This is a genomic window from Kitasatospora sp. NPDC036993 (genome assembly GCF_055607525.1).
The window spans coordinates 332,353-354,921 of the sequence record NZ_JBVJRP010000007.1 but is presented as its reverse complement, the minus strand read 5'-3'; the positions used below and the strand labels follow the sequence as shown (position 1 = coordinate 354,921).

The window sequence follows — 22,569 nt, the reverse complement described above, 5'->3', positions numbered from 1 at the left end:
CGTTCACCGCCCGACGTGCCCGATCGCCGGATCCGGGTGATCATGGGACGAACCGTGTCTTCGGCGATTCGGCGCACCGGGCCGTCGGCCCCGGTGGCGCCCGGAAGGTGGACTGCGATGTTCCAGCTCCTGTGGATTCTGATCATCGGCTTCGTACTGGGCGTGATCGCCAAGCTGATCCTGCGCGGACCGCAGTCGATCCCGTGGTGGCTGACCATGCTCCTCGGCGCCGCCGGGGCCTGGCTCGGCAACGCCGTCTCCGGCTGGATCGGCGTCCGTCACACCTCGGGAATCGACTGGATCCGCCACATCCTCCAGGTCGGCTTCGCCGTCGCCCTGGTGGCCTTCGTCGCCCCCGCCTGGAGCAAGTCCCACCGGAACCGCTGACCGGCCGCGACGGGACTGTCGGGGGTACGTGCGGGACTCCCGTCAGGGCTCGACGGACGGGCCCTGGCGGGAGGTACGCGGACGGCGTACGAGGTGTACGGCCGGCTTTCGGGGGAACGCCGTCCGCGGACGGCACCGGCGGACGGCACCGGCGGACGGCACCGGCGGACGGCACCGGCGGACGGCACCGGCGGACGGCACCGGCGTGACGGCCGGGCGCGGGTTCGCCGGGCCGCTCAGCCCACGTGCACGGCCGGGCGGCGCGAGCGGTCCGGTTCGGCCTCGCGCAGCACCTCGCGGGTGACGGGCGCGATCTCGCCCTGTCCGAACAGGAGGAACCGCAGGAACTGGGCGAAGGGGTTGCCCTCGGTCCACTCGAAGTAGATGTGCGGCTGCTGACCGGTCAGGTCCCGCACCTGGAGCAGCAGGGCGGCGAGCGCGTTGGGCACGCTGGAGCTCTCCAGTGCCAGCACCCGGTAACGCCCGTGCAGCACCTCGCCGCGCACGGTCAGTTCGGCCTCGAAGTCGGACGGGTCGAGCACGGTGACCTCGACGAAGACCAGGTCCTCCTCGGCCGGGATGTCGGTGTCCCGCCGGATCTGGTGGATCTTGTCGCGGTACTCGGCGAGGTCCCGGCTGTTCGGCTCGTTGGCGATCAGCCGCAGCGGCCGGTGGGTGTAGTCCCGGACGAACCGCTCCGCGACGTCGTCCAGCACCACGTCGGTGACGCGCAGTTCGAAGGCGCGCTTGAGCCGGGAGAGGAAGGAGACCAGCATGATGCCCGCGATGAAGCAGGCCCCGATCTTGACGCCGTCCGGCCGCTCGGCGATGTTCACCGCCGTGGTGTAGAGGAACACCGCGGCGATCACCGCGAAGCCGACCCGCCACCGGCGCTGCCCGGCCTTGTGGGCCGCGATGGTGACGGCGATTGCGGCCGAGCTGATCAGCACCAGCACGCCGGTCGCGTACGCGCCGCCCTGGGCGTCCACGTTCGCGTCGAAGACCCAGGTGACCAGGAAGGCGATCAGGGTGAGCACGATGACGGTCGGCCGCACCGCGCGGGCCCAGTGCGGCGCCATGCCGTAGCGGGGCAGGTAGCGCGGCATCAGGTTGAGCAGCCCGGCCATCGCGGAGGCCCCGGCGAACCAGAGGATGGCGATCGTGGAGAGGTCGTAGACGCTGCCGAAGGTGCTGCCCAGGTGCTCGTGGGCGAGGTAGGCGAGCGCCCGCCCGTTGGCCTGGCCACCGGCCTTGAACTGGTCGGCCGGAATGAGCAGCGTGGTGATGAAGCTGGTGGTGATCAGGAACACGCTCATGATCGCGGCGGCGGTGGTCAGCAGCTTGCGGGCACCGCGGATCCGTCCGGTGGGCTTCTCCTCGGTGTCGTCCGGGTCGCCCTCGATGTGCGGCATCACGGCGACGCCGGTCTCGAATCCGGACAGGCCGAGCGCCAGCTTCGGGAAGACGATCAGGGCGACGCCGATCATCGCGATCACGTTGCCGTGCTCCACGGTCAGCGCGTCCGTCCAGTCGCCGAACACGTGCGGGGCCTTGAGCACGTTCCACAGCCCGTTCGCCACCACCACGACGTTCAGCGAGAGGTACACCCCGACCAGCACCACGGCCAGGCCGATCGCCTCGCTGAAGCCCTTGAGGAAGACCGCGCCGAGCATGGCCACCATGATCATGGTCAGCAGGACCTGCTTGCCGTTCAGCGCGCTGTGCAGGTGCGGGTTCTCCACCAGGTGCGCGCTGGCGTCGGCGGCGGACAGGGTGATGGTGATCATGAAGTCGGTGCCCGCGAAGCCCAGCAGGGTGAGCACGAAGAGCTTGCCCTGCCAGAACGACAGCAGCCGTTCCAGCATCGCGATCGAGCCCTGGCCGTGCGGGCTCTCCTGGGCGACCCTCCGGTAGACGGGCAGCGCGCCGAGCAGGGTGACGACCACCAGCACGATGGTCGCCAGCGGCGAGACCAGGCCGGCCGCGAGCGCGGCGATGCCGGGCTGGTAGCCGAGCGTGGAGAAGTAGTCCAGGCCGGTCAGGCACATCACCCGCCACCAGCGCCGGCCCTCCTCGTGCGGGACCTCGGCGTGCGGCCCCGGGTGCTGCTTGGCCATGTCGGCCAGGCCCTCCAGCAGCCAGGCCCGGAACCGCTCGCGCCGGGAGGAGGGCGCCGCCCCCGGTTCGGCCGAACCCGACGAAACCACGTGCACCCCTGTCCAGGACTCGGCCGGGCGCGCACCGCTCCGGACCCCCGCTGGCCGCCGGACGGCGGGCCTGGTCAGGCTAGGGGACAGGTTCGCCGGGCCCCGGCAACCGCGCGGGCCGACACGCCCTGGTGCGCCCGTACGGCCCTCCCCGGTGACGGACCGTCCGCGGCCGGCCCCGGCCGGCCCCGGCCGCGTCCGCACCCCGGCGCGGCGCGGCGCCCTGCACGGACCTCTCGGAACACGCGAGGATGTCCGCGCGCACCGACGCGCACCCACGGGCACGCGGGCACGGATGCGGGCACGCGGGCACGGACGGGGAACCGGGAAAGCAGGGGGTCACGGTGGCGGAGCCGAGCCGGCGGAGGATTCTGGGCCTGGGTCTGATGGCGGCGGCCGTCACCTCCTGCGGCCCCCGCCGTCCTGAGGCCGCCCCCGCCCCGCATCCGTCCACCGGCCCCGGCGCCGGGGTGCCCGCCACCGCCGGCCCGACCGCGGACGGGCACACCCCGGACGGGCACGCCGCCCCGAAGGCCGAGCGCACCCTCCCCGGCAACCCCGACTGGGAGATCACCGACCCCGGCCCCGACGGCGCCATCGAGGGCTTCGCCGACCGGGTCAGCGTCCTGCCCGGAGAGCCCTTCGGTCTGCACGTCTCCACCCCGGCCGCCGCGTTCACCGTCTCCGCCTACCGGATGGGCTGGTACGACGGCGCCCGCGCCCGGCTGGTCTGGCGCCGCGAGCACGTCCCCGGCGGCAGGCAGGCCGCGCCGCACGTGGACCCGGAGACCCGCACCGTGCTGACCGGCTGGCAGCGCACCCTCGCGGTGGACACCACCGGCTGGCCCGAGGGCGCCTACCTGCTGCGCCTGGACGCCGAGGACGGCTCCGGCCGGCGCTACGTCCCGCTCACCGTCCGCTCGGCGAGCACCGCGGGCAAGACCGTGATCATGAGCGCCCCGGCGACCTGGCAGGCCTACAACGAGTGGGGCGGGTACAGCCTCTACAACGGTCCGACCGGCGGCCTGGCCACCCGCTCGCTGAAGGTCGTCTTCGACCGGCCGTACGACTACGACCACGGCGCCGGGCTGTTCCTGGTCTACGAGGCGCCGCTGGTCGCCCTCGCCGAGCGGCTCGGCCTGCCGCTCGCCTACACCACCGGCATCGACGTGGCCCGCGAGCCCGGCCTGCTGGCCGGGGCGAGCGCCGTGCTGTCCCTCGGCCACGACGAGTACTGGTCGCCCGAGCAGCGCGCCCACGTGGCGGCGGCCCGGGACGCCGGGACCAACCTGGCGGTCCTGGGCGCCAACTGCTGCTTCCGCCGGGTCCGGTTCGAGCCCACCGACCTCGGTCCCGACCGCACGGTGGTCTGCTACAAGGACGCCTGGGCGCAGGACCCGGGCCACCGGGCGGGCGCCCCCGCGACCACGGACTTCCGGGCCGGACCGGGTGCCGACCCGGAGAGCTCGCTGCTCGGCGTCATCTACGACGGCTACCCGGTGGACGCCCCGTACGTGGTCACCTCGCCCGGGCACTGGGCCTTCGAGGGGACGGGCGTCGCGGCCGGGGCGGCCTTCCCGCACCTGGTCGGCGTGGAGTACGACCGGGTGCACACCGGTTTCCCCACGCCGCGCCCGATCGAGGTGATCGCCCACTCCCCCGTGGTCTGCGACGGCCGCCGCTCCCACAGCGACACCGCCTACTACACCGTGCCGAGCGGCGCCGGGGTGTTCGCCACCGGGACGATGCGCTGGGTCGAGGCCCTGGAGGCCCGCGGCCCCGGCGGGGGCAGGGCCGACCACGGGATCGACTCGCACGCCGGGGACCTGGTCCGCCGGGTCACCGAGAACGTCCTGCGGGCCTTCGCCGCCGGCCCGGCCGGCCGCACCCGGCCGGCGCAGGACAACCTCGCGGCCGTCTACGGCCCGGCGTAGCGGGCCGGGGTCAGCCGGCGGCAGGCGGGGTAAAGGTCTCCGCGGGGCCGAAGTCCGCATGGTGCTGCTTCGACACGACCGGCTTGCCGTCGACCATCATCGCCAGCTCGCCCCGGACCAGTCGGCCGTACCGGTCGATCCACTGCTGGCAGTCGATCGCCTCGACCCCCTGGCTCGTCAACCGGTCCGCGTACCACGGGTCCGCGCCGCGCACCTGGGCTGGCGAGAGCCGGGCACCCAGGTGGAACACCGGTACGCCCGCCTCGGTCTCCATGCCCTTGCGGGCGGTGGGACCGGCCTCCAGCAGGACCCTGGCGAAGCCGGCGGCCGCATCCGCGTCGCCGGTCATCCCCGCCCCGGAATCCGGGTCCGCCGTCCACCGGGTCCCGCCCTTCGCCTTGTCCCGCCGGTAGACGACGCCGTCGGCGGTCAGCGTCTCCGCCCAGGTCAGGATTTCGGCTCCGCGGACGGTCCGCTCCTCCGTGCGGGAGCCCTGGGTCCGGGTGCTGAAGTTGATCCGGCCCGTGGAGGTGAACACCTCCTTCTCGTCGCCCTCACCCGTCTCGACAGTCATCTCCGCGGTCACCGCGTAGGGCTCCCTGGAGCGCTGGGCCACCGCCACCGCCGGGTCGAAGGCGCCGGTGGCGTCGGAAGGTGCTCCGATGGCGCCGGCGGTGGGCGCCGGGGCGGCGCCGTCCGCGCCGCATCCCGTGAGCGCGGCCAGGGCGAGGGCCAGCGCGGTGACGGTCAGGGCGGTGTTGCGACGGATCGTCAAAGGAGTTCTCCGGCTCGTCGTTCGGGACGGGCGGTAGCCTCCCGCACCGCTCCATCGCGGTCGAACGGGTGTCCCGTCCCCGGTGCGGCCCCGCCGACCGGATGCCCCCGGACGGAGGGAGGCCCGGGCCCGGATACACTCGCACGGTCTACTAGCAGGTTCTTCCAGGACAACCGACCGGTGTGGCAGCGCGCCGCCGGCGAGGCACAAGGGAAACAGAACATGGTCGAGGCCTCCCCCAAGGTCGTTGTGGTCGTCCCCACGTACAACGAGCGGGAGAACCTCCCGGTCCTCGCGGGCCTGCTCGCGGAGCTTCCGGTGCCCAACCTGCACCTGCTGGTGGTCGACGACAGCTCGCCCGACGGCACCGGTGAGATCGCCGACAAGCTCGCCGCGGACTCCGACGGCACCGTGGGCGTGCTGCACCGCACCGAGAAGGACGGCCTCGGCCGCGCCTACCTGGCCGGCATGGCCAGAGCCCTGGACGAGGGCGCCGACATCGTGGTGCAGATGGACGCCGACCTCTCCCACCCGGCCTCCGCGATACCCGCGATGGTCGAGACGCTGCTCACCGACGACACCGCCGTGGTGCTGGGCTCCCGTTACGTCGACGGCGGCTCGACCGCCGAGGAGTGGCCCTGGCACCGCAAGGCGCTGTCCTCCTGGGCGAACTTCTACGTCAACGCGATCCTCAGCCTCGGGGTGAAGGACGCCACCGCCGGGTTCAAGGCCTGGCGGGCCGGCACCCTGCGCGCCATCGACCTGCCGACCGTGCGGAGCAACGGCTACTCCTTCCAGGTCGAGATGAACTACCGGGTCGTCAAGCAGGGCATGACGATCCGCGAGGTGCCGATCCGCTTCGAGGAGCGGATCGAGGGCGCTTCGAAGATGAGCATGGGCGTGCAGGTCGAGTCCGCGCTGGCGCCCTGGAAGCTGCGCTTCAACCGCGAGGGCTGACCGCGCCACCGCCCCGGCCCCGGGCAGGCCCGATCAGGCCAGGTGCGGTCGTACGGGTGCCGGTCGGCCCCGGGACCGGTGTGAACGGCGGTGGCGGGGAAAGAAGGGCGTCATGGCCCTTCTCCCGGAGACACTCGCGGACCTGGTCCGCCGCAGCGCCCGAGAACCGTTCGTGGTCCAGACCGTCCGGGCCACCGTCGCGGCCACCATCGCCTACGCGGTGGCGACGCGGCTCAGCAGCGAGCCCGCCCCGCTGACGGCGCCGCTGACCGCGCTGCTGGTCGTCCAGGTCACCGTCTACTCGACGCTCAAGACCAGCATCCGCCGGGTCAACTCGGTGGTGGTCGGGGTGCTGATCGCGATCGGCTTCAGCGCCGTGGTCGGGCTCTCCTGGTGGAGCCTCGGGCTGATCATCCTGGCCTCGCTGGTCGTCGGCCGGTTCGTCCGGGTCGAGGAGTTCGTCCAGGAGGTCGCGATCAGCGCGATGCTGATCCTGGGCGTGACCAAACTCGCCTCGCAGGCCTGGGACCGGGTGCTGGAGACGCTCATCGGCGCCGCCGTCGGCCTGCTGTTCAACCTGGTGTTCGCGCCGCCGGTCTGGGTGGACACCGCCGGGGAGTCGATCGAGGACCTCGCCCGGCGGGCCCGCCAGCTGCTGCTGGACATCTCCGAGGAGCTGGGCCGCCCCACCCCCGTCGCCCGGGCCGCCGAGCGGCTGCACGAGGCCCGCCGGCTGGACCAGGCGATCGCCGACGTGGACGCGGCGCTGCGCCAGGCCGAGGACAGCCTGCGGTTCAACCCGCGGATCAGCGAGGGGCTGCTGTCCCGGCTGGTACTGCGCACCGGGCTGGACACCCTGGAGATCTGCGTCGTGGTGATCCGGGTGCTGGCCCGCTCGCTGACCGACCTGGCCAAGAAGCGCGGGCCCACCGAGCGGCTCTTCCCGCCGGACGTCGCGGTGGGGCTGGAGGAGCTGCTGGCCCACGTCGGCGGCGCGATGGTGAGCTTCGCGGTGCTGGTGACCACCCAGGTGAGCCGCGACGCCGAGGAGGCGGAGCAGCGGCTGACCGCCGAGCTGGCGGCCGCCTGGGCCTGCCGGGAGAACGTCGCCCAGGTGCTGCTGCGCAGGGTCAGGGAGCACCCGGAGGCCTGGCAGCTGCACGGGTCGATACTGGCCGAGGTGGACCGCATCCTGGACGAGCTGGACCTGGAGCACCGCAGCCGGCGGCTGATGGAGGAGCTGGACCGGGCCTCGGTGGCGAACCGGGAGCGGTTCTCCCGCTACGCCTGGCTGCGCCGGCTGGTGCGCGGCGAGCGGGCCCGCGCCGGCCGGCCCGCCGTCAAGGAGGAGCGCCCGGCGGCGTAGGCCGGGCGCCGATCCCAGGGCACCACTTCCCCGGGCGCTACTTCTCCCGGCGCCGTCGTCAGGGCATCAGCCAGGGCTGCTGCGGCAGCGGGTGGCCGGTCTCCAGGTAGGTCTTGAGGTTGGCGAGCACCGCCGACCAGCCCTGTTCGGCGTCCGCCCGCCCGGCCTCGTCGGCGAGGTTCTCGTGGGTGACGGTGAGCCGGGTGAGGTCCTGCCAGCCCTGGATCTCGAAGGTGACCCGGGAGGGCCAGCCGGAGTGCTCCTCCTGCGGCCCGGCCCAGGTGGTGACCAGCCGGTGCGGGCGGTCGACGGCCTCGACGGTGCCGATGACGTCGGCGATGCCGGAGCCGTCGGTCCGCTGGTGCTCCCAGGGCGCGCCGGGCAGCCAGGTGGAGACGTTGCGGTGGCCCCAGTAGAGGCCGGACTCGTCGGCGTTGGTGAGCGCGTGCCAGACCCGCTCGGGGGTGGCCCGCAGGTAGGTGATGCCGCGGTGGCCGAGGGCGGTCACGGCCTCACCCCTTCGCCGCGTCGAGCAGCGGCTGGATCTCGATCTTCCGCATCCGCAGCATGGCCGCCACCACCCGGTCCGCCTTGGCCCGGTCCTCGTCGTCGATCAGGTCGAGCAGCACCCGCGGGGTGATCTGCCAGGAGAGGCCGTAGCGGTCCTTGAGCCAGCCGCACGGCCCCTCCTCGCCGCCGTCGGCGGTGAGTCCGGCCCAGAGGTGGTCGACCTCCCGCTGGTCCTCGCACGTCACCTGGAGCGAGATCGCCTCGGTGAAGTGGAACTCGGGGCCGCCGTTGAGGGCCACGTACTCCCGGCCCGCGAGCTCGAACCGAACGGTCATCACCGAGCCGGCCGGGCCGGGGCCGGTCGCGCCGTAGCGGGTGGTCCCGGTGATCCGGGAGTCCGGGAACAGGGTGGTGTAGAAGGCGGCGGCCTCTTCGGCCCGGTCGTCGTACCAGAGGAAGGTGGTGATCTTCTGCATGCGCCCGACGGTAGCCGCGGGCCGCGACGGGGCGGCCGAGCCACGGCCGGGGGTCACCGGATCGGCGCCCCCCGGCCGTCGCCGGGTCAGTGCACCCAGCCCGCGTAGCGCCGGACGAAGCGCTGGCCGGTGTGGGCGGTCACGACGACGTCGTAGCGGCCCTGCTTGTCCAGCGGCCAGGACACGTTGGCCTGCTTGCCCGGCTTGACCCAGACCGTCTGCGCGGTGCCCGCGAAGTCGTTGGGCGCGGCGGTGAAGGCGACGTCGGTCATCCCGTCGTTGGCCACCTGGAGGGTGAGCTTGCGGTTGCCGCGCAGGTCGGCGGTGACGATCGGCACGCCGATGTCGTTCTGGCCGTCCTGCCCGTCCCTGACCACGGTGCCGGCGAAGCGGCGGACGAAGCCGTCCGGGCCGTGCACGGTGAAGTCGTAGCGGCCGTCGGTGGCGGCGGCGTCCCAGACGTACCGGGCGGTGGCGCCGGGGGCGACGGTGTACGGGGTGCCGGCGAAGGGCAGCAGGATGTTCGGGTAGACGGTGTACGGGAAGGCCACCGAGCCGTCGTTGCTCATCGTGCAGGTGACCCTGCCGGTCCTGCGGTCCACCTCGGCGTCGGCCCAGGGCTGGTACGGCAGCGGGCGGTGCGGACGCTCGCCGCGCTCCTGGACCGGCATCGACTGGCCGCCGGCCGGCGGCAGCGCGACGCCGGGCAGCTTGGTGCCGGCGTCGGCCCTGGCCATCAGGGCCTTGGTGTCGGGCAGCGCCGGGACCGAGTGGTCGGGGGCGGCGAAGTCGAAGCAACTCGTGAGGTCTCCGCAGACGGCCCGGCGCCAGGCCGAGATGTTGGGCTCGGCCACCCCGGTCACCACCTCCATGAGGCGCAGTACCGACGTATGGTCGAACACCTGGGAGTTGACCCAACCCCCGCGCGACCAGGGCGAGATGACCCAGAGCGGTACCCGGTTGCCGAGGCCGATGGCGCGCCCCTGGGCGAACTCCTCGGGGGTGCCGGGCTCGGGGGTGGGCGGGACCATGTGGTCGAAGTAGCCGTCGTTCTCGTCGTACATCACCAGGAAGACGGTGTGCCGCCAGACCTCCGGGTTGGCCATCAGCGACTGGAGCGCCTGGTCGACCCAGTGCGCGCCGTAGGCCGGTCCCGCCTCCGGGTGCTCGGAGAACAGGTAGGGGGCGACCAGCCAGGAGACGGTCGGCAGGGTGCCGTCCTTGCAGTGGCGGTCGAAGTCGGTGGGGTCGAACTTGGTCATCGCGTTGACGTACCGCGGGTCGTCGTGCGGGAAGTCGTGGAACTGCCGGAAGTAGGAGAGGGCCTAGTACCGCTTCGCGTAGTTCCTACCAACTGACCAACTCCGTAGAGCCGGAGTGGGCCAACGGCTAGTTCCGCGAAACGTAGTACGGGACAGGTCTGGCCTCCCCAACGCAGTAGGACCAGCGTTTGGGAGAAGCACCCATGACCAGGGCATTCAAGTACACAGCGGGGCCGGTGACGCCGTACGACGGTTGCGGTAAGTGCCTGGTCGGGTTGCGCCGTCTGTCGCGTGTACGGGCGTCGACCAGCAGCCCACAGCGGCAGATGGAGAACGACCTAGCAGCAGCCGCCGAGATGGGCGGTCACATCATCGCGTGGGCGGATGACTGGGAAGTCTCCGGCGCCACCGACCCGTACACCCGGCCGGAACTCGGTCCGTGGCTCCGAGGCGAGCGAGGCCCCTTTGACGGGCTGGTGGCGTCCGCCGTCGACCGGATCGGCCGTGACGTACTGGAGGGACTTACCCTCGCACGTGACACCAGCCGCCGGGGCCAACTACTGGTCACCTACGACCACCGGGGCGTCTGGAATCTCCAAGACCCCAACCAGGAAAGCGAATTCACGCTCAAGCTGTTCGGTGCCCAGATGGAGCACCGGAGCATCCGGGAGCGCAACCGCCAGGAGTCGAAGCGGGCTCGCGCTGCGGGGCAGGTGGCGCACCGCCCGAGCTACGGATACCGCCACGTCCGCCCCGGTCCGCTACTCAAGATCAGCCATACCGAACTCGACACCGACTCGGCCGCCGAGATGCTGAACGTTGCGCGCCGCATCCTGGCGGACGAGACGGGCAAGATCACCGTACACACCGAGGCCGCCCGCCTCACCCGCGCCGGAGTGCTCAACCCGGCCGACCGGATCGCCAAGCTGTACGGACGCGAGACGAAGGGCCTTCCCTGGCAGGCTAAGAGCCTCGCGGCAATCCTCACGTCTCAGGCATCCCTCGGCTACCTCATGCACAAGGGCGTACCCGTGATCGGCACGGACGGTCACCCGGTCCGCATCGCTCCGGCGCTGTGGTCGCAGAGCACACACAACGCCCTGGTGGCCAAGCTCGCCCCCAAGCCCACCGCAGCCGGCGAGCCGCGGACCCGAGCCCCGAAGGGCATCGTGTTGTTGTCCGGTGGGCTTGCCACGTGCGGAAACTGCGCCGAGCACATCAACCGGTCCGGCTCGACCACGGTCAACAAGGTGCGCGTTCCCGCCTACGGGTGCAACGCGCGTGTTCGCGGACTGCCGAAGTCGCAGCACTGCAAGCCCGCCCCGACCTACGCGGTTGCCGCCCTTGACGCCGAGGTGGAACGGTTCTTCCTGGACCGGTTCGGCGCCGGAGAGATCATGCAACGCGTGTACGACCCGGGGACGGGGTTCGCCGACCGGATCGCCGAGCTGCAAGCGAACCTTGACCGGCTGCAGAGCGACCGGGACGCAGGGCTGTACAAGACCCCCGAGCGGGAAGCGTGGTTCCGTACGCGGTCGCTGGAGATCCTTGACGAGATGACCGAGTTGCAGAAGCAGCCCGAGCGGCCCGCGGGATGGCTGAACGTCCCCACGGGGCAGACGGTCGCCGACAAGTGGCACAACGCCGCGGACAACGCCGAGCGGCGCGAGATGCTGGAGGAGCACGGCGTCAAGGTGGTGATGTTCCCGGGGAAGAAGAAGGGCGCGAAGCGCTTCGAGATCACAGCCTCGGTCGCCGAGGACCCGACCGCCGAGCTTGTCGCCGCCACCGAGGGCGACCCGTCCCGTCCCGAGGCACCAGAGCAGCCCGAGGCCCCGCAGGTGGGCCGTACGTCGATCCGGCTCGCCGAGCCCGTCGCAGTGTCCGCCGAGGACAACCAGGCCGACGCCGCTGCCCTGCCCCTGCGGGTGCCCGAGGAGGTACCGGAGCCCGCCCTAGCGGCGTAGCGGGCCGGTCGGTGGCCGAGGTGGTGACGGGTGACGCAGGTGAGGCAGAAATCAGTTTTCTTTAGACAGCGGGTGTCTAAGTAAAACCAGATTTCGCCTCACCTGCGTCACCTCATCACCTCCGGGAGATCGTCCCCCTCTCCACCGCAGTAGATCAATGAGCGACCGGCACACACGGCGAGAGATCGCCCCACTCTCCCTATCAACAAGAGGCAGGTACGCCCTTGATAGCCGCGGGCACCAGAGCCCACCGGCAGCGGCGTAGCAGCATCACCGTAACTCTGCCTGGTCCCAACTAGGGCCGGTCGAGACTTCGTCGTGCATCACCGCCAGGAAATGTCTGGTCTCCCCCTGATGGTGAGAGGCACAAACACCCTAATTCCACCGGAGATAGCACAGTGAGTAACCCTGGCAGTTACACCTACACGTACGAGGACCGGGCGACCGCGAAGCTCCGTCTGCGCGCTGATTCGTTTCAGTACAGCGCTGCCATGGAGCACCTTGCCGAGCTGAAGCGCGACCGTCCCGAGCAGTACGACCAGATGAACCTGCTCTCCCGAATTTCGCTCGGCCACTACGAGATCGCAAAGGCTGCCGCTGTGCAGCTCGGCCGCAACGTTTCCGCTCCCACCGATCGTGAGGTCTGACCATGAACCCCGACGTTTCCAAGGCTGCCGACAAGCTCGCCAAGCTGCGCGCCCAGGCCGACAAGTTCACGGCTCCGCTCGCCGAGGCCGCAGCCGCCCTGGCAGTCGCCGAGGAGGCCGAACAGGCCCGCCGTGCCGAGCGAGCCGCCGAGTACGACCGCGCGTTCGCCGCTTCGTGGCGTGAGCGTGCACAGCAGGCCAGCGACGCCGACAAGGCCAACCGGGAACGGTTCGTCGAACTGCTCGCCGAGGAACCGTGGTTCATGGCGTACATGGCGTCCCGGGCCGAGCGGTACAAGCGGGAGAAGATCATGCACGCTGCCCAGCGCGCCCAGTCCGCCACCGGCCAGCCGGGCACCGTGCCGGAGCCACGCATATATGACCTGCGCCTGATGGAAGACCTGATCGAAACCACCGAGCGCATGGCCACCGCGATTGCCGAGGACTACGCCGAGGAACTGGACGCCAAGCGGACCGCCTACATAGAAGCGACGGACTGACATGGCCGTTGACGCACTCGACCCCGGCCCGGACGGCACCTATCCGCATTTTCCCCGGGACGCGCAGGGACGGCCCGTGTGGTCGGACGCTCCAACTGGCCTGCCAGTAACCAACGGTGGGGCGCCAATGCCGCGCGGTGTCCAGCCGATGAGCGACCCCCACGACCCCGGCCGGCTGCTGCCCGTCGACGTGACACCGCGGAAGCCGAACGGCGATCCGATCAACCCACCGATCATCCCTCCGACTGCTTCGGCATGAGGCGCAGTTCTGGTGTGTGATCGCCTGCACAGGGTTGCAGTCACGCGCCCACCCCACCCGGGGGCCTCCCCTGTTGCTCCCAAGAGCGCGGCAGGGAGGCAAAAAACTCGCATGGCTCATTAGACCATTCTTGCGGACCATTACGGCCCCACTTCGATTCCCTAATCGGATTCGAAGTGGGGCCATTTTGTGTTCCGCCGATCAATCCGCGGACTCTATCTGGAGTCGCATTTCTTCATATGCTTCCCTGAGGTCGCGCGCATCGGAAATCTTGCCGGTCTCAACGGCATTTACCACTTCTAGGGCACGCCAGTGATTTGACGGTGCCACCCGACCTGAGAGCATTGCGCGCTGCGCCGCATAGCATGCTTCATCAAGGCGATTGGTGGTTACCAAAGAGAGCGCGAGATCAATATTTGCCGAGGCCACTCGGCGAGGCCACTTGGTCAGGTCGTCCGGCGGCGAAAGCCGCGAAATAACCTCTCTTGCATAGGTTTCTGCCGCCGGATCTCCGAGCCATGCCAGAGTGGTTGCGGCGTACGCAACAGCTTTTGCAGGGTCGTACTGAAAATGATGCTCTGGCTGATCCGGAGTGCCGATGGAAGAGGAAAGAGATTGCACTCGATCTATTGCCGCATATGTTTCATTCGAATATCCAAGCCGCGCGAATGCCCGCCCCTGTTGAGCGATGGCTTGAATTTCAACTGAGCTTCCGGCCGGAGCCAACTGCTGGGCTGTGGCGCTAAGTTCCGCCGCCCGCGAATAGTGGCCATCGGTTAGTACTCGCCAGGCATCGGTTTCAAAGCACCAAGCTTGAATTTCCGAATGCCCGGCATGCTGCGCCAAGGTCATTGCCGTCCGCAGCCTGGCTGTTGCAGCATCCTGCTGGTTCAAATCAATGTGTAGCGTGGCGCCGAGCAGTGAAAACCATCCACCTATGACCAGCAGTTGCCGGTGTTCCTCCAGAGTCTTTCTTGCATCCATCAAACTAGTCACATACGACGAATACTTTCGCACCTGGCCCAATAGCTCATGCGGAGCCACGGTCGGATACTTTACGGCCAGGTCGTGAAAGGTCAGTTCTAGCCGTTCAATAGTTTCTTTTCCAACATCGCTGGCTGAGACCCTGCGCGCCAGCTCCAAGGCGTCGATTTCGTCGTCATAGGCCGGCGGTACGGTTGCGGAAGCCCGCATAACCTGCGAGCGCCCCTGATCCACGCCACCGTACAGAATGGCGTCAAGCTCGGCCAGCGTCACCCTCAGCACCTTGACAAGAGTGGGGCGCTGCCAATCCTGCGGATCGACTTTTCCGCTTTCCCATCTCGCCACCGTCGAGCGGTCAACACCCACGCTCTGAGCCAAGGAATCCTGAGTGAAACCAAGGGCCTTGCGCCTTTCGATAAAGGCCCTGCGCCGAGCTGCCATGTCGCCTCCCTGTCTCTGAGTAACTGTTCTAGCAGGTCAGGGCACTCGATGCAGTAACTATGAGACAGGGATGCCACAAGAGTGCGTCATCCATGCTCTGTTCACGCGGGGCCTTTGACCCTGAACTGGTGCCTCGCCCAACGTCCGGCAGTGATCGGAGGGATTGTGATGCGGCACAAAGCAGCTGTGATCAGCGCTGCCCTGGCAGCCGTGGTCGGACTCGGACCCGCCGTCCTGGTGTTCGCCATCGGCAGGCTCGACCCGCAGACTGGGCGCCGTTGGGTGTGGGCGTTCCTCGCCCTGGCGGTGGCCATGCTCGGCATCGTGTACGGCGGAGACTGGGAGACCTGGTTCCGCCGCCGAGGACAGGCGAGGGCGCGCGTTCGCAGGGCGCTGCACCACGGCTCGGCACTGTGCCGCGAGGCACGGCGCGGGCGTACCGGCTCATGAACCTAGAGACCGGGATTCTCCCGCTGGTGCCGGACGGGCTCCGCTGGGCCTCGGGCTGGTGCTTCCCCTGCGGAGTGACACGGGACGTGGTGCCCATACCGGCGATAGGGCTTCGCACGGTCATGACGGTCTGTCGCTGGCACCACGGCCAGTACTCGGCTCGGTTCGTCCGGACGGTTCAACTCCGGCCCTGGTATGGGCTGCTGCGCCGTCCGCTTGTCCGCCCCGAGCCGTCCAAGTCTCCCGGAGCGAGTCCCCCGCGCTCCGGGTCGCCCGCCGGTCCCACTCGGCGGAAGGGCGCGTGCGGCGGCGCGCGGCGGTGGTCCTGGTTCAGCCCCCCGGCGCGGACCAGGACCACCCTTAGGGCCCCGGCGGGTGCCTGTCTGCCGTCGGGAAGCACAACCCCCGCCCTGGTGACGTGACGAGTGGACGGCACGGACGACCAGGGCGGGGGCCCAGACCGAGAACTAGCGGCGGAGAGCAGCGGATGTACGAGTGCCCCGAGGGCGCCAGACACAAGGTCGAGACGGTCGAGGAATCTGGGGCAGTGCAGAGCGGTCCGGGTGGGCCGGTCTGGCGGTGCACGACGTGCGGCCGGTGGGGTGCCTTCCTCACCGACGAGTGGGCCGAACTGTTCCCGGGCGAGCCGGAGTTGTTCCCCCTCGGGTGGACGCAGCCCGGCGAGCCGGCCCCGATCCGCAGGGCGTACCCCCTCGGGCGCGGAAGCTAGCGCCCCACGATCACCCGTCCTGGCGGACGGAAAGGGAATCACCCGCCAGGACGGGGCACCACTCCCGCCCCGGTGTCACGTGGCTATGTCGGCCGGGGTGGGCTTGCCCCGCACCCTGCGCTCCCGCAGGGTGGTTGAACCTACTTGGCACCACCACGACAAGGAGGAACAGCACATATGACGACCACACCCGCCCCTTGGGGTGTACAGCGCATGGCGCCGTACGCACCCACCCTCGCGGTCCCGCAGTACACGCCCGTGATCGACCCCGAGACGCAGATTGCCGTGATCGTGGACGAGCACGGCCGGACGGTCGAGATGGGCGCGCACGGCACCAGCACGAACCAGACCGGCCCGACCACCACGGGTGGCGGCGACGGACAGAACGGCGGGCAGAACGTACCGTCCGACGTGGACACCATGCAGTCGAACGACCAGGACCAGGGCACGGGCTGACATGACACCGGATCGGGACGGGGCCGTACTGGTCCTCACCAACCCGTACGACGTGACCGCGGACCTGGTGTTACGCCGCTTGGCTGACCGCCGGGTGCCGGTCGTCCGTGTCGACCCCGGCGCCGATCTGCACGAGGGTGCCTCGCTGTCCGCCCGCTACGGGACAGGTGGACAGCGGGGCTCCCTCCGCACTGCAAGCCGGACGCTCGACCTGTCCAACGTCCGGGCCGTGTGGGTCCGCAGGCCCTCGCCCTACGGCCCCCCTGCCGGGATGGCGGAGCAAGAGGGCAAGTTCGCTGCCGCACAGGGGTTCTGGGGCACCGGGGGCATCCTCGCGTCACTTCCCGGGGCGCACTATGTGAACCACCCGTGGCGCATCCGCAATGCGGAGTACAAGCCGGCTCAGCTCTCGGCGGCGAGCCGAAACGGGTTCCTGGTGCCAGACACGATCATCACAGCGAACCCGGACGAAGCTCGGGAGTTCTGCACCTCCCAACCTGGCGGCGCGGTCTACAAGCCGTTGTGGGACAGCAGGTACCGGGATGCCGAGGGCGCCCTGCTACAGGTGTGGGTGCGCGGGGTCGACCCGTCTGAGATCACCGATTCCGTGTCCCTGTGCCCGCACCTGTTCCAAGCCAAGGTGTCGAAGGTGTTCGACGTGCGGGTGACTGCCGTAGGCGACCGCCTGTTCGGGGTCCGCGTGGACAGCCCCGATCTTGACTGGCGCTACCGGCAAGACCTGATGACGTGCGCCCCGATCGAGATTCCCGAGGCGGTCGCACGTTCGGTTGCGGCTTACCTTGACGAACTCGGTTTGGTGTACGGCGCGTTCGACTTCGCCGTGACCTCTGACGGTTCCTGGTACTTCTTTGAGTGCAACGCAAACGGCCAATGGGCATGGCAGCCGACGGAGACAACTGCTGCTATCGCCGACGCCCTCGCCGACCAACTACAGAAAGGCCCCGACACGTGAGCACATCGGCCGAACTCCGCGCCGCCCTGGTGGACGGGTTCACTGGTGACGACATGGTCACCGATCCGGCGTGGAACCGCGCCGCCAAGTCCGTCCCCCGGGAACTGTTCGTCGGGTCCTACTTCCTTCCCGTGGAGGGGACCGCCCCCACCGAGTACCGGCCCGTCCAAGAGGGCGAAACCGGGTGGCTGGCGGGCGTCTACACGAATCAGACCCTGATCACCCAACTCGACGGCCGTATCAGGCCCGAGGACGGTACGGCGAGCGGTTCGCCGTCTTCGTCGTCCACCCTGCCGTCACTGGTGCTGCGCATGTGGCACCAGCTCGACACCGAGGCCGGGCACCAGGTGTTGGAGATCGGTACCGGCACCGGCTACTCGACCGCTCTTGGTGCGTACCGCCTCGGGGACGCCAACATCACCAGCATTGAGTACGACCAGGCCGTGGGGGAAGCGGCTGCTGCGGCACTCAAGTCCGCCGGACACGCACCCCGGCTGATCATCGGTGACGGGCTGCTCGGTGACCCGGACGGGGGCGAGTACGACCGCCTCATTGCCACCTGCTCGGTTCGGTACATCCCGCAACCGTGGCTCTACCAGGTCAAGCCGGGCGGAAAGATCCTGGTCACCCTCTCCGGCTGGTCGTACGGGTTCGGCCTCGCGCTGCTCACCGTGACCGAGCCCGGCAGTGCCACGGGCCGGTTCCTGCCTGGGTGGACGAGTTTCATGATCGCCCGTCCGCACGACCGGCCGCCCCGTCAAAGTCTCGCGCTGCTGCCTGGCGACGAACGCCCGAGCCGGATCGATCCCGAGATCATCAGCACGTGGACCGGTGGTTGGGTGGCTCAGCTCGCGGCACCCTCGGCCGAGCGGATGGGTGCGGGCGGGCAACAGATCCTCTCGGACGTGGCCACGGGATCGCAGGCCCGGACCATGCCCAACCCTGACGGAGGGTGGACCGTGATTCAGCGCGGACCGCTCCGACTCTGGGACCAAGTGGAAAGCGCCGTTGAAGCCTGGCAGGCGGCCGGCGAGCCCCACCAGGACGGTTTCGGCATCACGGTCTCGCCCCTCGGCCAGCGCGTGTGGATCGGCAGCGAGGCCGGTCCAGGTTGGAACCTGCCGATCTGAGCCGGATACCCGGAGCCGGGACGCAGGGGCGCCAATGGAAGAACCACCCTTGCCGACTCTCGCGCCCAACTCGGCCCCGTCCCGCTGGTCTCCGGCAGGGCGGGGCCTTCTACTTTTCGGGGGTCTGCTCGGCCACGTACGTCCCGCGTTGCGGCACGGTGTAGACGTACCCGCCTTCGCGCAGATGCCGGACCGCTCGACGGGCCGTGTCCCGGGCCACACCCCACCGCTGGATCAGTGCCGACTCGGACGGGATCGGACGGTTCGCCGCGAGTACCCCGGACTCAATGTCGCGGATGATCTCCGCCGCAATCTGCTGGTACGGCGGGGTGGGTGCGTCGTAGTCGATTTCCGAGGCCATGGGCCAAGGGTAGACAACGGGCAACATCCCGAGCTATTGGCATACGTAGGTAGACGAGGGTAGAGGAGTTGCTTTACCGTCGAACACGAAAGAACCCCCGGTGCCGCTTAGGACCGGCTCCGGGGGTCGAGCGTCCGACAGCTTTAGGGAGCTGACCGAACATGCGACACCTTATCGCCCGTGCTCTGCGTACCGCCCTGCGGCTGGTCCTACCGGCCCACGGACAGCACCGCGCCGCCCCGGTCGCCCCCGAGCCCACCCCGAAGCCGATCCGGGCCATTCCCACCGGACTGAGCCTCGCCCCGTGGGTCGAGCCGGAGAGCTGGAACGCGAGCCCCCTGGTACGTCCCTACGTCGACCGTGCGGCATGGCTCGCCGAGCTGGACGAGATGCAGCGCGAGCACGAGCGGCGCGAGGCATTGCGGACGGTTCCCGAGAAGGTGCCGGACACCGGGTGCGCCTTCCCCTGTGTGCACACCCTCGCCGGGGTGGTGGCGTGATGACCCTCGCCGCCACCGAGAAGCCGACGTGTGGGGCCCCTCGCCCTGGGCAGTACGACGGCGCCCCGTGCGGTCGTGGCCCGTTCCACGGCGACGACCACGAGAACGCCCACGGCGAGACGTGGCCCCGCCTCGCTCCGGTGCACTGCGCCCGGTGCAAGGGTCCGGCCCCTACCCCGGTCCCGATCGGCCACCAGGAAGCCGCCAGCGGCCCCGGGTACACGCTGTGGGCGTGCTCGCTGAACTGCCCCGGCAGTAACCGAGGTTGACGTGACGTTCGACCGCTAGACCGCAAGACACCAGCCCCGTTCGGGACTTGGCCCGGACGGGGTTTCAAACACTGCAAAGGGGAAGTTGGCCAGCGCGTTGTCGTCGTAGTCGCCGGTGCGGTCGTCCTTGCTGGGGTTGTGGTAGACGCGCCAGCTGACGCCGGCCGCCTCCAGGCGCTCGGCGTAGGTGGTCCAGTCGGCGACGGGGTTGTCGGTGACCGGGGTGTTGTCGATCCACGGGCCGGTGGTGCCGTCGCGGCCGGGGCCGGAGGTGCCGGTCCACAGGTAGAGGCGGTTGGGGTCGGTCGGGCCCGCCAGCGAGGTGAAGTAGGCGTCGCAGACGGTGAACGCGTCGGCCAGGGCGTACTGGTAGGGGATGTCGTCCCGGGTGAAGTAGCCCATGGTGCGCTCGCCCTTGGCGGCGATCCACTTGTTCATCGCGCCGTTGTTGATGGCCTGGTGGCCGGTGGCCCAGTCGTGCGGGAGGCCGCCGGCGTTCTGCGCGTTGTACTTGGCGGTGTCCATCCGGTACGGCAGCATCACTCCGCCGTCGCTGCGCCGGCCGTCGGGCTGGCGGAACACGTCGGCGCCGTCGGGGAACTGGAGCGCCTGCTTGTCACCGAAGCCGCGGACGCCGGCCAGGGTGCCGAAGTAGTGGTCGAAGGAACGGTTCTCCTGCATCAGGACGACGACGTGCCTGACGTCCTCGACGGTGCCGGTGAGCTGGGCGCCCGGCTTGGCGGCGGGGGCAGGGGCCGCGGGGCCCGGGGCGGCGGCGGCCTGGGTGGCCGTCAGGCCGGTCAGGGCGGTGGCGCCGGCGGCCGCGGTGGCGCCGACGAAGGTGCGGCGGGAGAGCTCGGACATGACGAACTGGCCTCTCGGGGCGGGGAGTCTGGGAGCCGGGGAGCGGAGTGCCGGGGGGGCTTGGGAGCCCAGGGGATCCGGGAGCCGGCGGCGCTCAGAGCTGGAAGGTGGCGACCGCGGCGGCGGTGTCGGAGGGCCATTCGTTGCCGGCGGCACCGGGCTCGGGCTGCGGCCAGTCGGCGACCAGGGTGTGCGCCTCGACCAGCTTCAGCGGGCCCGCGTACTGGACGTAGTCGGTCCGGTCCTGCGGCTCGGGGCGGTCGCCGCGCCGCTTGCGGGTGGGCGACCAGGTGGTGCCGGGTGCCTTGACCGGGTCGCGGTTCTCCTCGCGGAAGGTGTCGGTCAGTCCGGCGCCCTGGAGGGCCACGGTGACCGGCCAGGCGAGCGCGCCGATCCCCTGGTGGGCGGCGGCGGTGGCGGCCGTCCAGTCCCGGTGCGAGGGCGAGGCGAGCGCGCCGGCCAGCACCACCGGGGTGCGCCGGGCGATGTCCGCGCGCACGGCGGCGGCCAGCGCGTCGGCCTGCTTCAGCCGCAGCGAGCCGTTCTCGGCGGCGACCACCTCGGCGGCGGTCCGGCCGTCCTGGACGGCGTACGGGCCGTAGCCCGCCTCGTCCAGGTGGGCGGCCCAGAAGCGGACGCTGCGGCCGCCGGGCAGCCGGAGGGTGGCCGCGGCGGCGGGCAGCTCGGCGGTCGGCGCGGTGACGTCGGTGAGCGGGTGGCGGCTGAGGATGCCGATGCTGCCCGGGCTCTGGTAGGCGTACCAGCCGAGGGCGTCGGCCAGGGACTTGGCCCGCTCCCCCGCGGTCTCCTGGAGGCCGAGCACGTCCAGGCCCTGGGCGAGGACCACCCGCAGCTGCTTCTCCAGCGCGTCGGTGTGGGCCGCGCCCGCGTCGTGCAGGTTCCAGCTGGCGGCCTTGAGCCGCGGCGGGGCGGCCGGGTCCACCACCGGGACCAGGACGGTGACGGTGTCGGTGGCGCCCGCGCTGTCCCTGACGCCGACGACGACCGGCTCGGGGTTCCCGCCGGGGGTGGCGGTGGCGGTGCCGGTGAGCGTGCCGTCGGCGCTGACCGTGGCCCAGGCCGGCCCGCTGACCTTGCGGTAGCCGGCGGAGCCGGCCGGGTTGCCGGCCGGGCGGGACCAGAGGCCGCCCAGCCGGACCGTCACGGCGGAGCCCGGGGCCACCGGCGTGGCGGTGAACGAGTCGACGGCGGCGTGCGGGCGGACGACGGCGGGCTTGGGGCGGAAGCTGAACGGCTCGGTGCGGGCGAGGATCCCGTAACCGTCCTTGGCCAGCAGGTAGGCGGTGTACGGGCCGCCGGTCAGCGCGGAGGTGTCGAGCTGGACGTCGCCCGACGCACTGGCGGTGTACTTCCACAGCAGCGAACTGCCGTTGCCGGGCGGGCGGTCGCCGTCGTAGATGCCGACCCAGTTCTTGGCGTCGGGGGCGTCGGTGGTCCAGCGGAAGGTGAGCCGGTCGCCTTCGGTGGGGTTGGTGGAGGAGGTGAGGGTCAGGGTGCTGCCTGCGGCCACGGTTGTCCTGTCCGCCGCCCGGGGCCGGGTCCGCCGGGGGACGGCAAGCCGGGGCCGGGTACGGCTGGTCACGGAGGCTGGGAGAAGGAGGCGCGCAGTTGGCTGTACAACTGCGGGCGGCCCTCATTCACCCGAAGGCCGGCGACCTGCGCATGAACGACGTGTGACGGAGTGTCGGGCGGTGCGGGAACTTCGGTGGGGACGCGGCGAGGGCCGTGGTGGATCCGCCCACCACGGCCCTCGCCGGACCATGCTCCCGAGGCTGCGCGCCGGTCAGGCCAGCGCGAGGAAGAGCTTCTCCAGCTCGGCCTCGCTCATCGGCGAGGCGCCCTCGTCGGCGGCGGCCATGCACTGGCGCATGCCACTCGCGACGATCTTGAACCCCGCCCGGTCGAGGGCGCGCGAGACGGCGGCGAGCTGGGTGACCACGTCCTTGCAGTCCCGGCCCGCCTCGATCATCGCGATCACTCCGGCCAACTGGCCCTGCGCGCGACGCAGCCGGTTCAGGACCGCGCCGACCGCTTCCTCGTCCACCTGCATGTCGGGCCGCCTTTCCCATCGACTGTCGATGGACAAGTGTACCCGGCGGGGTATTCATTCCCGGGTGGCGAACGTCGTGCCCGGCTCGGCGGT

Annotated in this window: 22 protein-coding genes and 1 pseudogene; 12 read left to right on the top strand and 11 right to left on the bottom strand. The window is 70.5% G+C overall.

Annotated elements, in window-relative coordinates:
- Window positions 1–117: 117 nt before the first annotated feature.
- The gene (locus ACZ7C5_RS17765; RefSeq protein ID WP_401084273.1) at window positions 118–387 is read left to right on the top strand and encodes a GlsB/YeaQ/YmgE family stress response membrane protein; all 270 of its coding nucleotides are present in this window, start codon (window positions 118–120) and stop codon (window positions 385–387) included.
- Window positions 388–623: 236 nt separating this feature from the next.
- Here the strand turns inward: ACZ7C5_RS17765 and ACZ7C5_RS17760 are convergent, their stop codons facing one another.
- Window positions 624–2,504, bottom strand: a complete 1,881-nt coding sequence (locus ACZ7C5_RS17760) for an APC family permease (protein ID WP_401084530.1) — start codon at window positions 2,502–2,504, stop codon at window positions 624–626.
- A 476-nt stretch (window positions 2,505–2,980) separates the two neighbouring features.
- On the opposite strand from ACZ7C5_RS17760, the gene ACZ7C5_RS17755 reads away from it, so the two are divergent.
- Entirely contained in the window at window positions 2,981–4,528 is a 1,548-nt protein-coding gene (locus tag ACZ7C5_RS17755) for a N,N-dimethylformamidase beta subunit family domain-containing protein (RefSeq protein WP_470322947.1), read from the top strand.
- Window positions 4,529–4,538: 10 nt separating this feature from the next.
- On the opposite strand, the gene ACZ7C5_RS17750 is transcribed toward ACZ7C5_RS17755, so the two are convergent.
- Window positions 4,539–5,303 carry a hypothetical protein gene (locus ACZ7C5_RS17750; protein ID WP_401084270.1) on the bottom strand — a complete coding sequence of 255 codons (765 nt, stop codon included), beginning with the start codon at window positions 5,301–5,303 and terminating at the stop codon, window positions 4,539–4,541.
- Window positions 5,304–5,525: 222 nt separating this feature from the next.
- On the opposite strand from ACZ7C5_RS17750, the gene ACZ7C5_RS17745 reads away from it, so the two are divergent.
- Window positions 5,526–6,260 carry a polyprenol monophosphomannose synthase gene (locus tag ACZ7C5_RS17745; protein ID WP_401084267.1) on the top strand — a complete coding sequence of 245 codons (735 nt, stop codon included), beginning with the start codon at window positions 5,526–5,528 and terminating at the stop codon, window positions 6,258–6,260.
- A 112-nt stretch (window positions 6,261–6,372) separates the two neighbouring features.
- Window positions 6,373–7,626 carry an FUSC family protein gene (locus ACZ7C5_RS17740; protein WP_401084264.1) on the top strand — a complete coding sequence of 418 codons (1,254 nt, stop codon included), beginning with the start codon at window positions 6,373–6,375 and terminating at the stop codon, window positions 7,624–7,626.
- A 58-nt stretch (window positions 7,627–7,684) separates the two neighbouring features.
- Here ACZ7C5_RS17740 and ACZ7C5_RS17735 read toward each other — a convergent pair whose 3' ends face one another.
- The 4 genes and pseudogenes from ACZ7C5_RS17735 to ACZ7C5_RS17720 all read right to left on the bottom strand — a co-directional run.
- A complete protein-coding gene (locus ACZ7C5_RS17735; RefSeq protein ID WP_188301027.1) occupies window positions 7,685–8,134 on the bottom strand; it encodes an SRPBCC domain-containing protein in 450 nt (149 codons plus the stop codon).
- Between the two features lie 4 nt (window positions 8,135–8,138).
- The gene (locus ACZ7C5_RS17730; protein ID WP_470322897.1) at window positions 8,139–8,612 is read right to left on the bottom strand and encodes a VOC family protein; all 474 of its coding nucleotides are present in this window, start codon (window positions 8,610–8,612) and stop codon (window positions 8,139–8,141) included.
- Between the two features lie 86 nt (window positions 8,613–8,698).
- Entirely contained in the window at window positions 8,699–9,283 is a 585-nt protein-coding gene (locus ACZ7C5_RS17725; RefSeq protein WP_470322946.1) for a phospholipase domain-containing protein, read from the bottom strand.
- Window positions 9,284–9,475: 192 nt separating this feature from the next.
- Window positions 9,476–9,919 (bottom strand): annotated as a pseudogene (locus tag ACZ7C5_RS17720) (alkaline phosphatase family protein); the annotation flags it as partial.
- A 158-nt stretch (window positions 9,920–10,077) separates the two neighbouring features.
- Between ACZ7C5_RS17720 and ACZ7C5_RS17715 the strand changes: the two are divergent.
- The 3 genes from ACZ7C5_RS17715 to ACZ7C5_RS17705 all read left to right on the top strand — a co-directional run bounded on the left by ACZ7C5_RS17715 (window position 10,078) and on the right by ACZ7C5_RS17705 (window position 12,988).
- The gene (locus ACZ7C5_RS17715) at window positions 10,078–11,841 is read left to right on the top strand and encodes a recombinase family protein (RefSeq protein ID WP_470322896.1); all 1,764 of its coding nucleotides are present in this window, start codon (window positions 10,078–10,080) and stop codon (window positions 11,839–11,841) included.
- A gap of 491 nt (window positions 11,842–12,332) precedes the next feature.
- On the top strand, window positions 12,333–12,488 hold the full coding sequence (locus tag ACZ7C5_RS17710; protein WP_470322895.1) for a hypothetical protein: 156 nt from the start codon (window positions 12,333–12,335) through the stop codon (window positions 12,486–12,488).
- A gap of 2 nt (window positions 12,489–12,490) precedes the next feature.
- A complete protein-coding gene (locus ACZ7C5_RS17705) occupies window positions 12,491–12,988 on the top strand; it encodes a hypothetical protein (protein WP_470322894.1) in 498 nt (165 codons plus the stop codon).
- Window positions 12,989–13,448: 460 nt separating this feature from the next.
- On the opposite strand, the gene ACZ7C5_RS17700 is transcribed toward ACZ7C5_RS17705, so the two are convergent.
- Complete coding sequence (locus tag ACZ7C5_RS17700) at window positions 13,449–14,672, bottom strand: helix-turn-helix transcriptional regulator (protein ID WP_470322893.1); 1,224 nt, start codon at window positions 14,670–14,672, stop codon at window positions 13,449–13,451.
- A 186-nt stretch (window positions 14,673–14,858) separates the two neighbouring features.
- On the opposite strand from ACZ7C5_RS17700, the gene ACZ7C5_RS17695 reads away from it, so the two are divergent.
- From ACZ7C5_RS17695 to tgmC, 4 genes are all read left to right on the top strand, one after another.
- Entirely contained in the window at window positions 14,859–15,122 is a 264-nt protein-coding gene (locus ACZ7C5_RS17695; protein ID WP_470322892.1) for a hypothetical protein, read from the top strand.
- Between the two features lie 907 nt (window positions 15,123–16,029).
- The gene (gene tgmA / locus ACZ7C5_RS17690; RefSeq protein WP_266272923.1) at window positions 16,030–16,308 is read left to right on the top strand and encodes a putative ATP-grasp-modified RiPP; all 279 of its coding nucleotides are present in this window, start codon (window positions 16,030–16,032) and stop codon (window positions 16,306–16,308) included.
- 1 nt (window position 16,309) lies between these two features.
- Window positions 16,310–17,281, top strand: coding sequence for an ATP-grasp ribosomal peptide maturase (gene tgmB / locus ACZ7C5_RS17685; protein ID WP_470322891.1), 972 nt, complete (start codon window positions 16,310–16,312; stop codon window positions 17,279–17,281).
- The gene (gene tgmC, locus ACZ7C5_RS17680) at window positions 17,278–18,411 is read left to right on the top strand and encodes an ATP-grasp peptide maturase system methyltransferase (RefSeq protein ID WP_470322890.1); all 1,134 of its coding nucleotides are present in this window, start codon (window positions 17,278–17,280) and stop codon (window positions 18,409–18,411) included. Before tgmB ends, tgmC begins: the two co-directional genes overlap by 4 nt.
- Before the next feature lie 109 nt (window positions 18,412–18,520).
- On the opposite strand, the gene ACZ7C5_RS17675 is transcribed toward tgmC, so the two are convergent.
- A complete protein-coding gene (locus ACZ7C5_RS17675; RefSeq protein ID WP_329875929.1) occupies window positions 18,521–18,772 on the bottom strand; it encodes a winged helix-turn-helix domain-containing protein in 252 nt (83 codons plus the stop codon).
- 161 nt (window positions 18,773–18,933) lie between these two features.
- Between ACZ7C5_RS17675 and ACZ7C5_RS17670 the strand changes: the two genes are divergently transcribed.
- The gene (locus ACZ7C5_RS17670) at window positions 18,934–19,272 is read left to right on the top strand and encodes a hypothetical protein (protein ID WP_470322889.1); all 339 of its coding nucleotides are present in this window, start codon (window positions 18,934–18,936) and stop codon (window positions 19,270–19,272) included.
- A gap of 284 nt (window positions 19,273–19,556) precedes the next feature.
- Here ACZ7C5_RS17670 and ACZ7C5_RS17665 read toward each other — a convergent pair whose 3' ends face one another.
- The 3 genes from ACZ7C5_RS17665 to ACZ7C5_RS17655 all read right to left on the bottom strand — a co-directional run bounded on the left by ACZ7C5_RS17665 (window position 19,557) and on the right by ACZ7C5_RS17655 (window position 22,476).
- Window positions 19,557–20,405, bottom strand: a complete 849-nt coding sequence (locus tag ACZ7C5_RS17665) for an alkaline phosphatase family protein (RefSeq protein WP_470322888.1) — start codon at window positions 20,403–20,405, stop codon at window positions 19,557–19,559.
- Between the two features lie 94 nt (window positions 20,406–20,499).
- Window positions 20,500–21,936: an endonuclease/exonuclease/phosphatase family protein gene (locus ACZ7C5_RS17660; RefSeq protein ID WP_470322887.1), complete on the bottom strand. Its 1,437-nt coding sequence runs from the start codon at window positions 21,934–21,936 to the stop codon at window positions 20,500–20,502.
- Between the two features lie 273 nt (window positions 21,937–22,209).
- A complete protein-coding gene (locus ACZ7C5_RS17655; protein ID WP_188301031.1) occupies window positions 22,210–22,476 on the bottom strand; it encodes a metal-sensitive transcriptional regulator in 267 nt (88 codons plus the stop codon).
- Window positions 22,477–22,569 lie beyond the last annotated feature (93 nt).

Excerpts from the sequence above, each read along its gene's own strand:
- ACZ7C5_RS17710 (WP_470322895.1), top strand. The coding sequence starts at position 12,333 with ATGGAGCACCTTGCCGAGCTGAAGCGCGACCGTCCCGAGCAGTACGAC.
- tgmA (WP_266272923.1), top strand. The coding sequence starts at position 16,030 with ATGACGACCACACCCGCCCCTTGGGGTGTACAGCGCATGGCGCCGTAC.
- ACZ7C5_RS17745 (WP_401084267.1), top strand. The coding sequence starts at position 5,526 with ATGGTCGAGGCCTCCCCCAAGGTCGTTGTGGTCGTCCCCACGTACAAC.
- ACZ7C5_RS17730 (WP_470322897.1), bottom strand. The coding sequence starts at position 8,612 with ATGCAGAAGATCACCACCTTCCTCTGGTACGACGACCGGGCCGAAGAG.
- ACZ7C5_RS17760 (WP_401084530.1), bottom strand. The coding sequence starts at position 2,504 with ATGGCCAAGCAGCACCCGGGGCCGCACGCCGAGGTCCCGCACGAGGAG.
- ACZ7C5_RS17765 (WP_401084273.1), top strand. The coding sequence starts at position 118 with ATGTTCCAGCTCCTGTGGATTCTGATCATCGGCTTCGTACTGGGCGTG.
- ACZ7C5_RS17705 (WP_470322894.1), top strand. The coding sequence starts at position 12,491 with ATGAACCCCGACGTTTCCAAGGCTGCCGACAAGCTCGCCAAGCTGCGC.
- ACZ7C5_RS17755 (WP_470322947.1), top strand. The coding sequence starts at position 2,981 with ATGGCGGCGGCCGTCACCTCCTGCGGCCCCCGCCGTCCTGAGGCCGCC.
- ACZ7C5_RS17670 (WP_470322889.1), top strand. The coding sequence starts at position 18,934 with ATGCGACACCTTATCGCCCGTGCTCTGCGTACCGCCCTGCGGCTGGTC.
- ACZ7C5_RS17740 (WP_401084264.1), top strand. The coding sequence starts at position 6,373 with ATGGCCCTTCTCCCGGAGACACTCGCGGACCTGGTCCGCCGCAGCGCC.
- ACZ7C5_RS17655 (WP_188301031.1), bottom strand. The coding sequence starts at position 22,476 with ATGCAGGTGGACGAGGAAGCGGTCGGCGCGGTCCTGAACCGGCTGCGT.
- ACZ7C5_RS17675 (WP_329875929.1), bottom strand. The coding sequence starts at position 18,772 with ATGGCCTCGGAAATCGACTACGACGCACCCACCCCGCCGTACCAGCAG.
- ACZ7C5_RS17715 (WP_470322896.1), top strand. The coding sequence starts at position 10,078 with ATGACCAGGGCATTCAAGTACACAGCGGGGCCGGTGACGCCGTACGAC.
- ACZ7C5_RS17665 (WP_470322888.1), bottom strand. The coding sequence starts at position 20,405 with ATGTCCGAGCTCTCCCGCCGCACCTTCGTCGGCGCCACCGCGGCCGCC.
- ACZ7C5_RS17700 (WP_470322893.1), bottom strand. The coding sequence starts at position 14,672 with ATGGCAGCTCGGCGCAGGGCCTTTATCGAAAGGCGCAAGGCCCTTGGT.
- ACZ7C5_RS17725 (WP_470322946.1), bottom strand. The coding sequence starts at position 9,283 with ATGCCGGTCCAGGAGCGCGGCGAGCGTCCGCACCGCCCGCTGCCGTAC.
- tgmB (WP_470322891.1), top strand. The coding sequence starts at position 16,310 with ATGACACCGGATCGGGACGGGGCCGTACTGGTCCTCACCAACCCGTAC.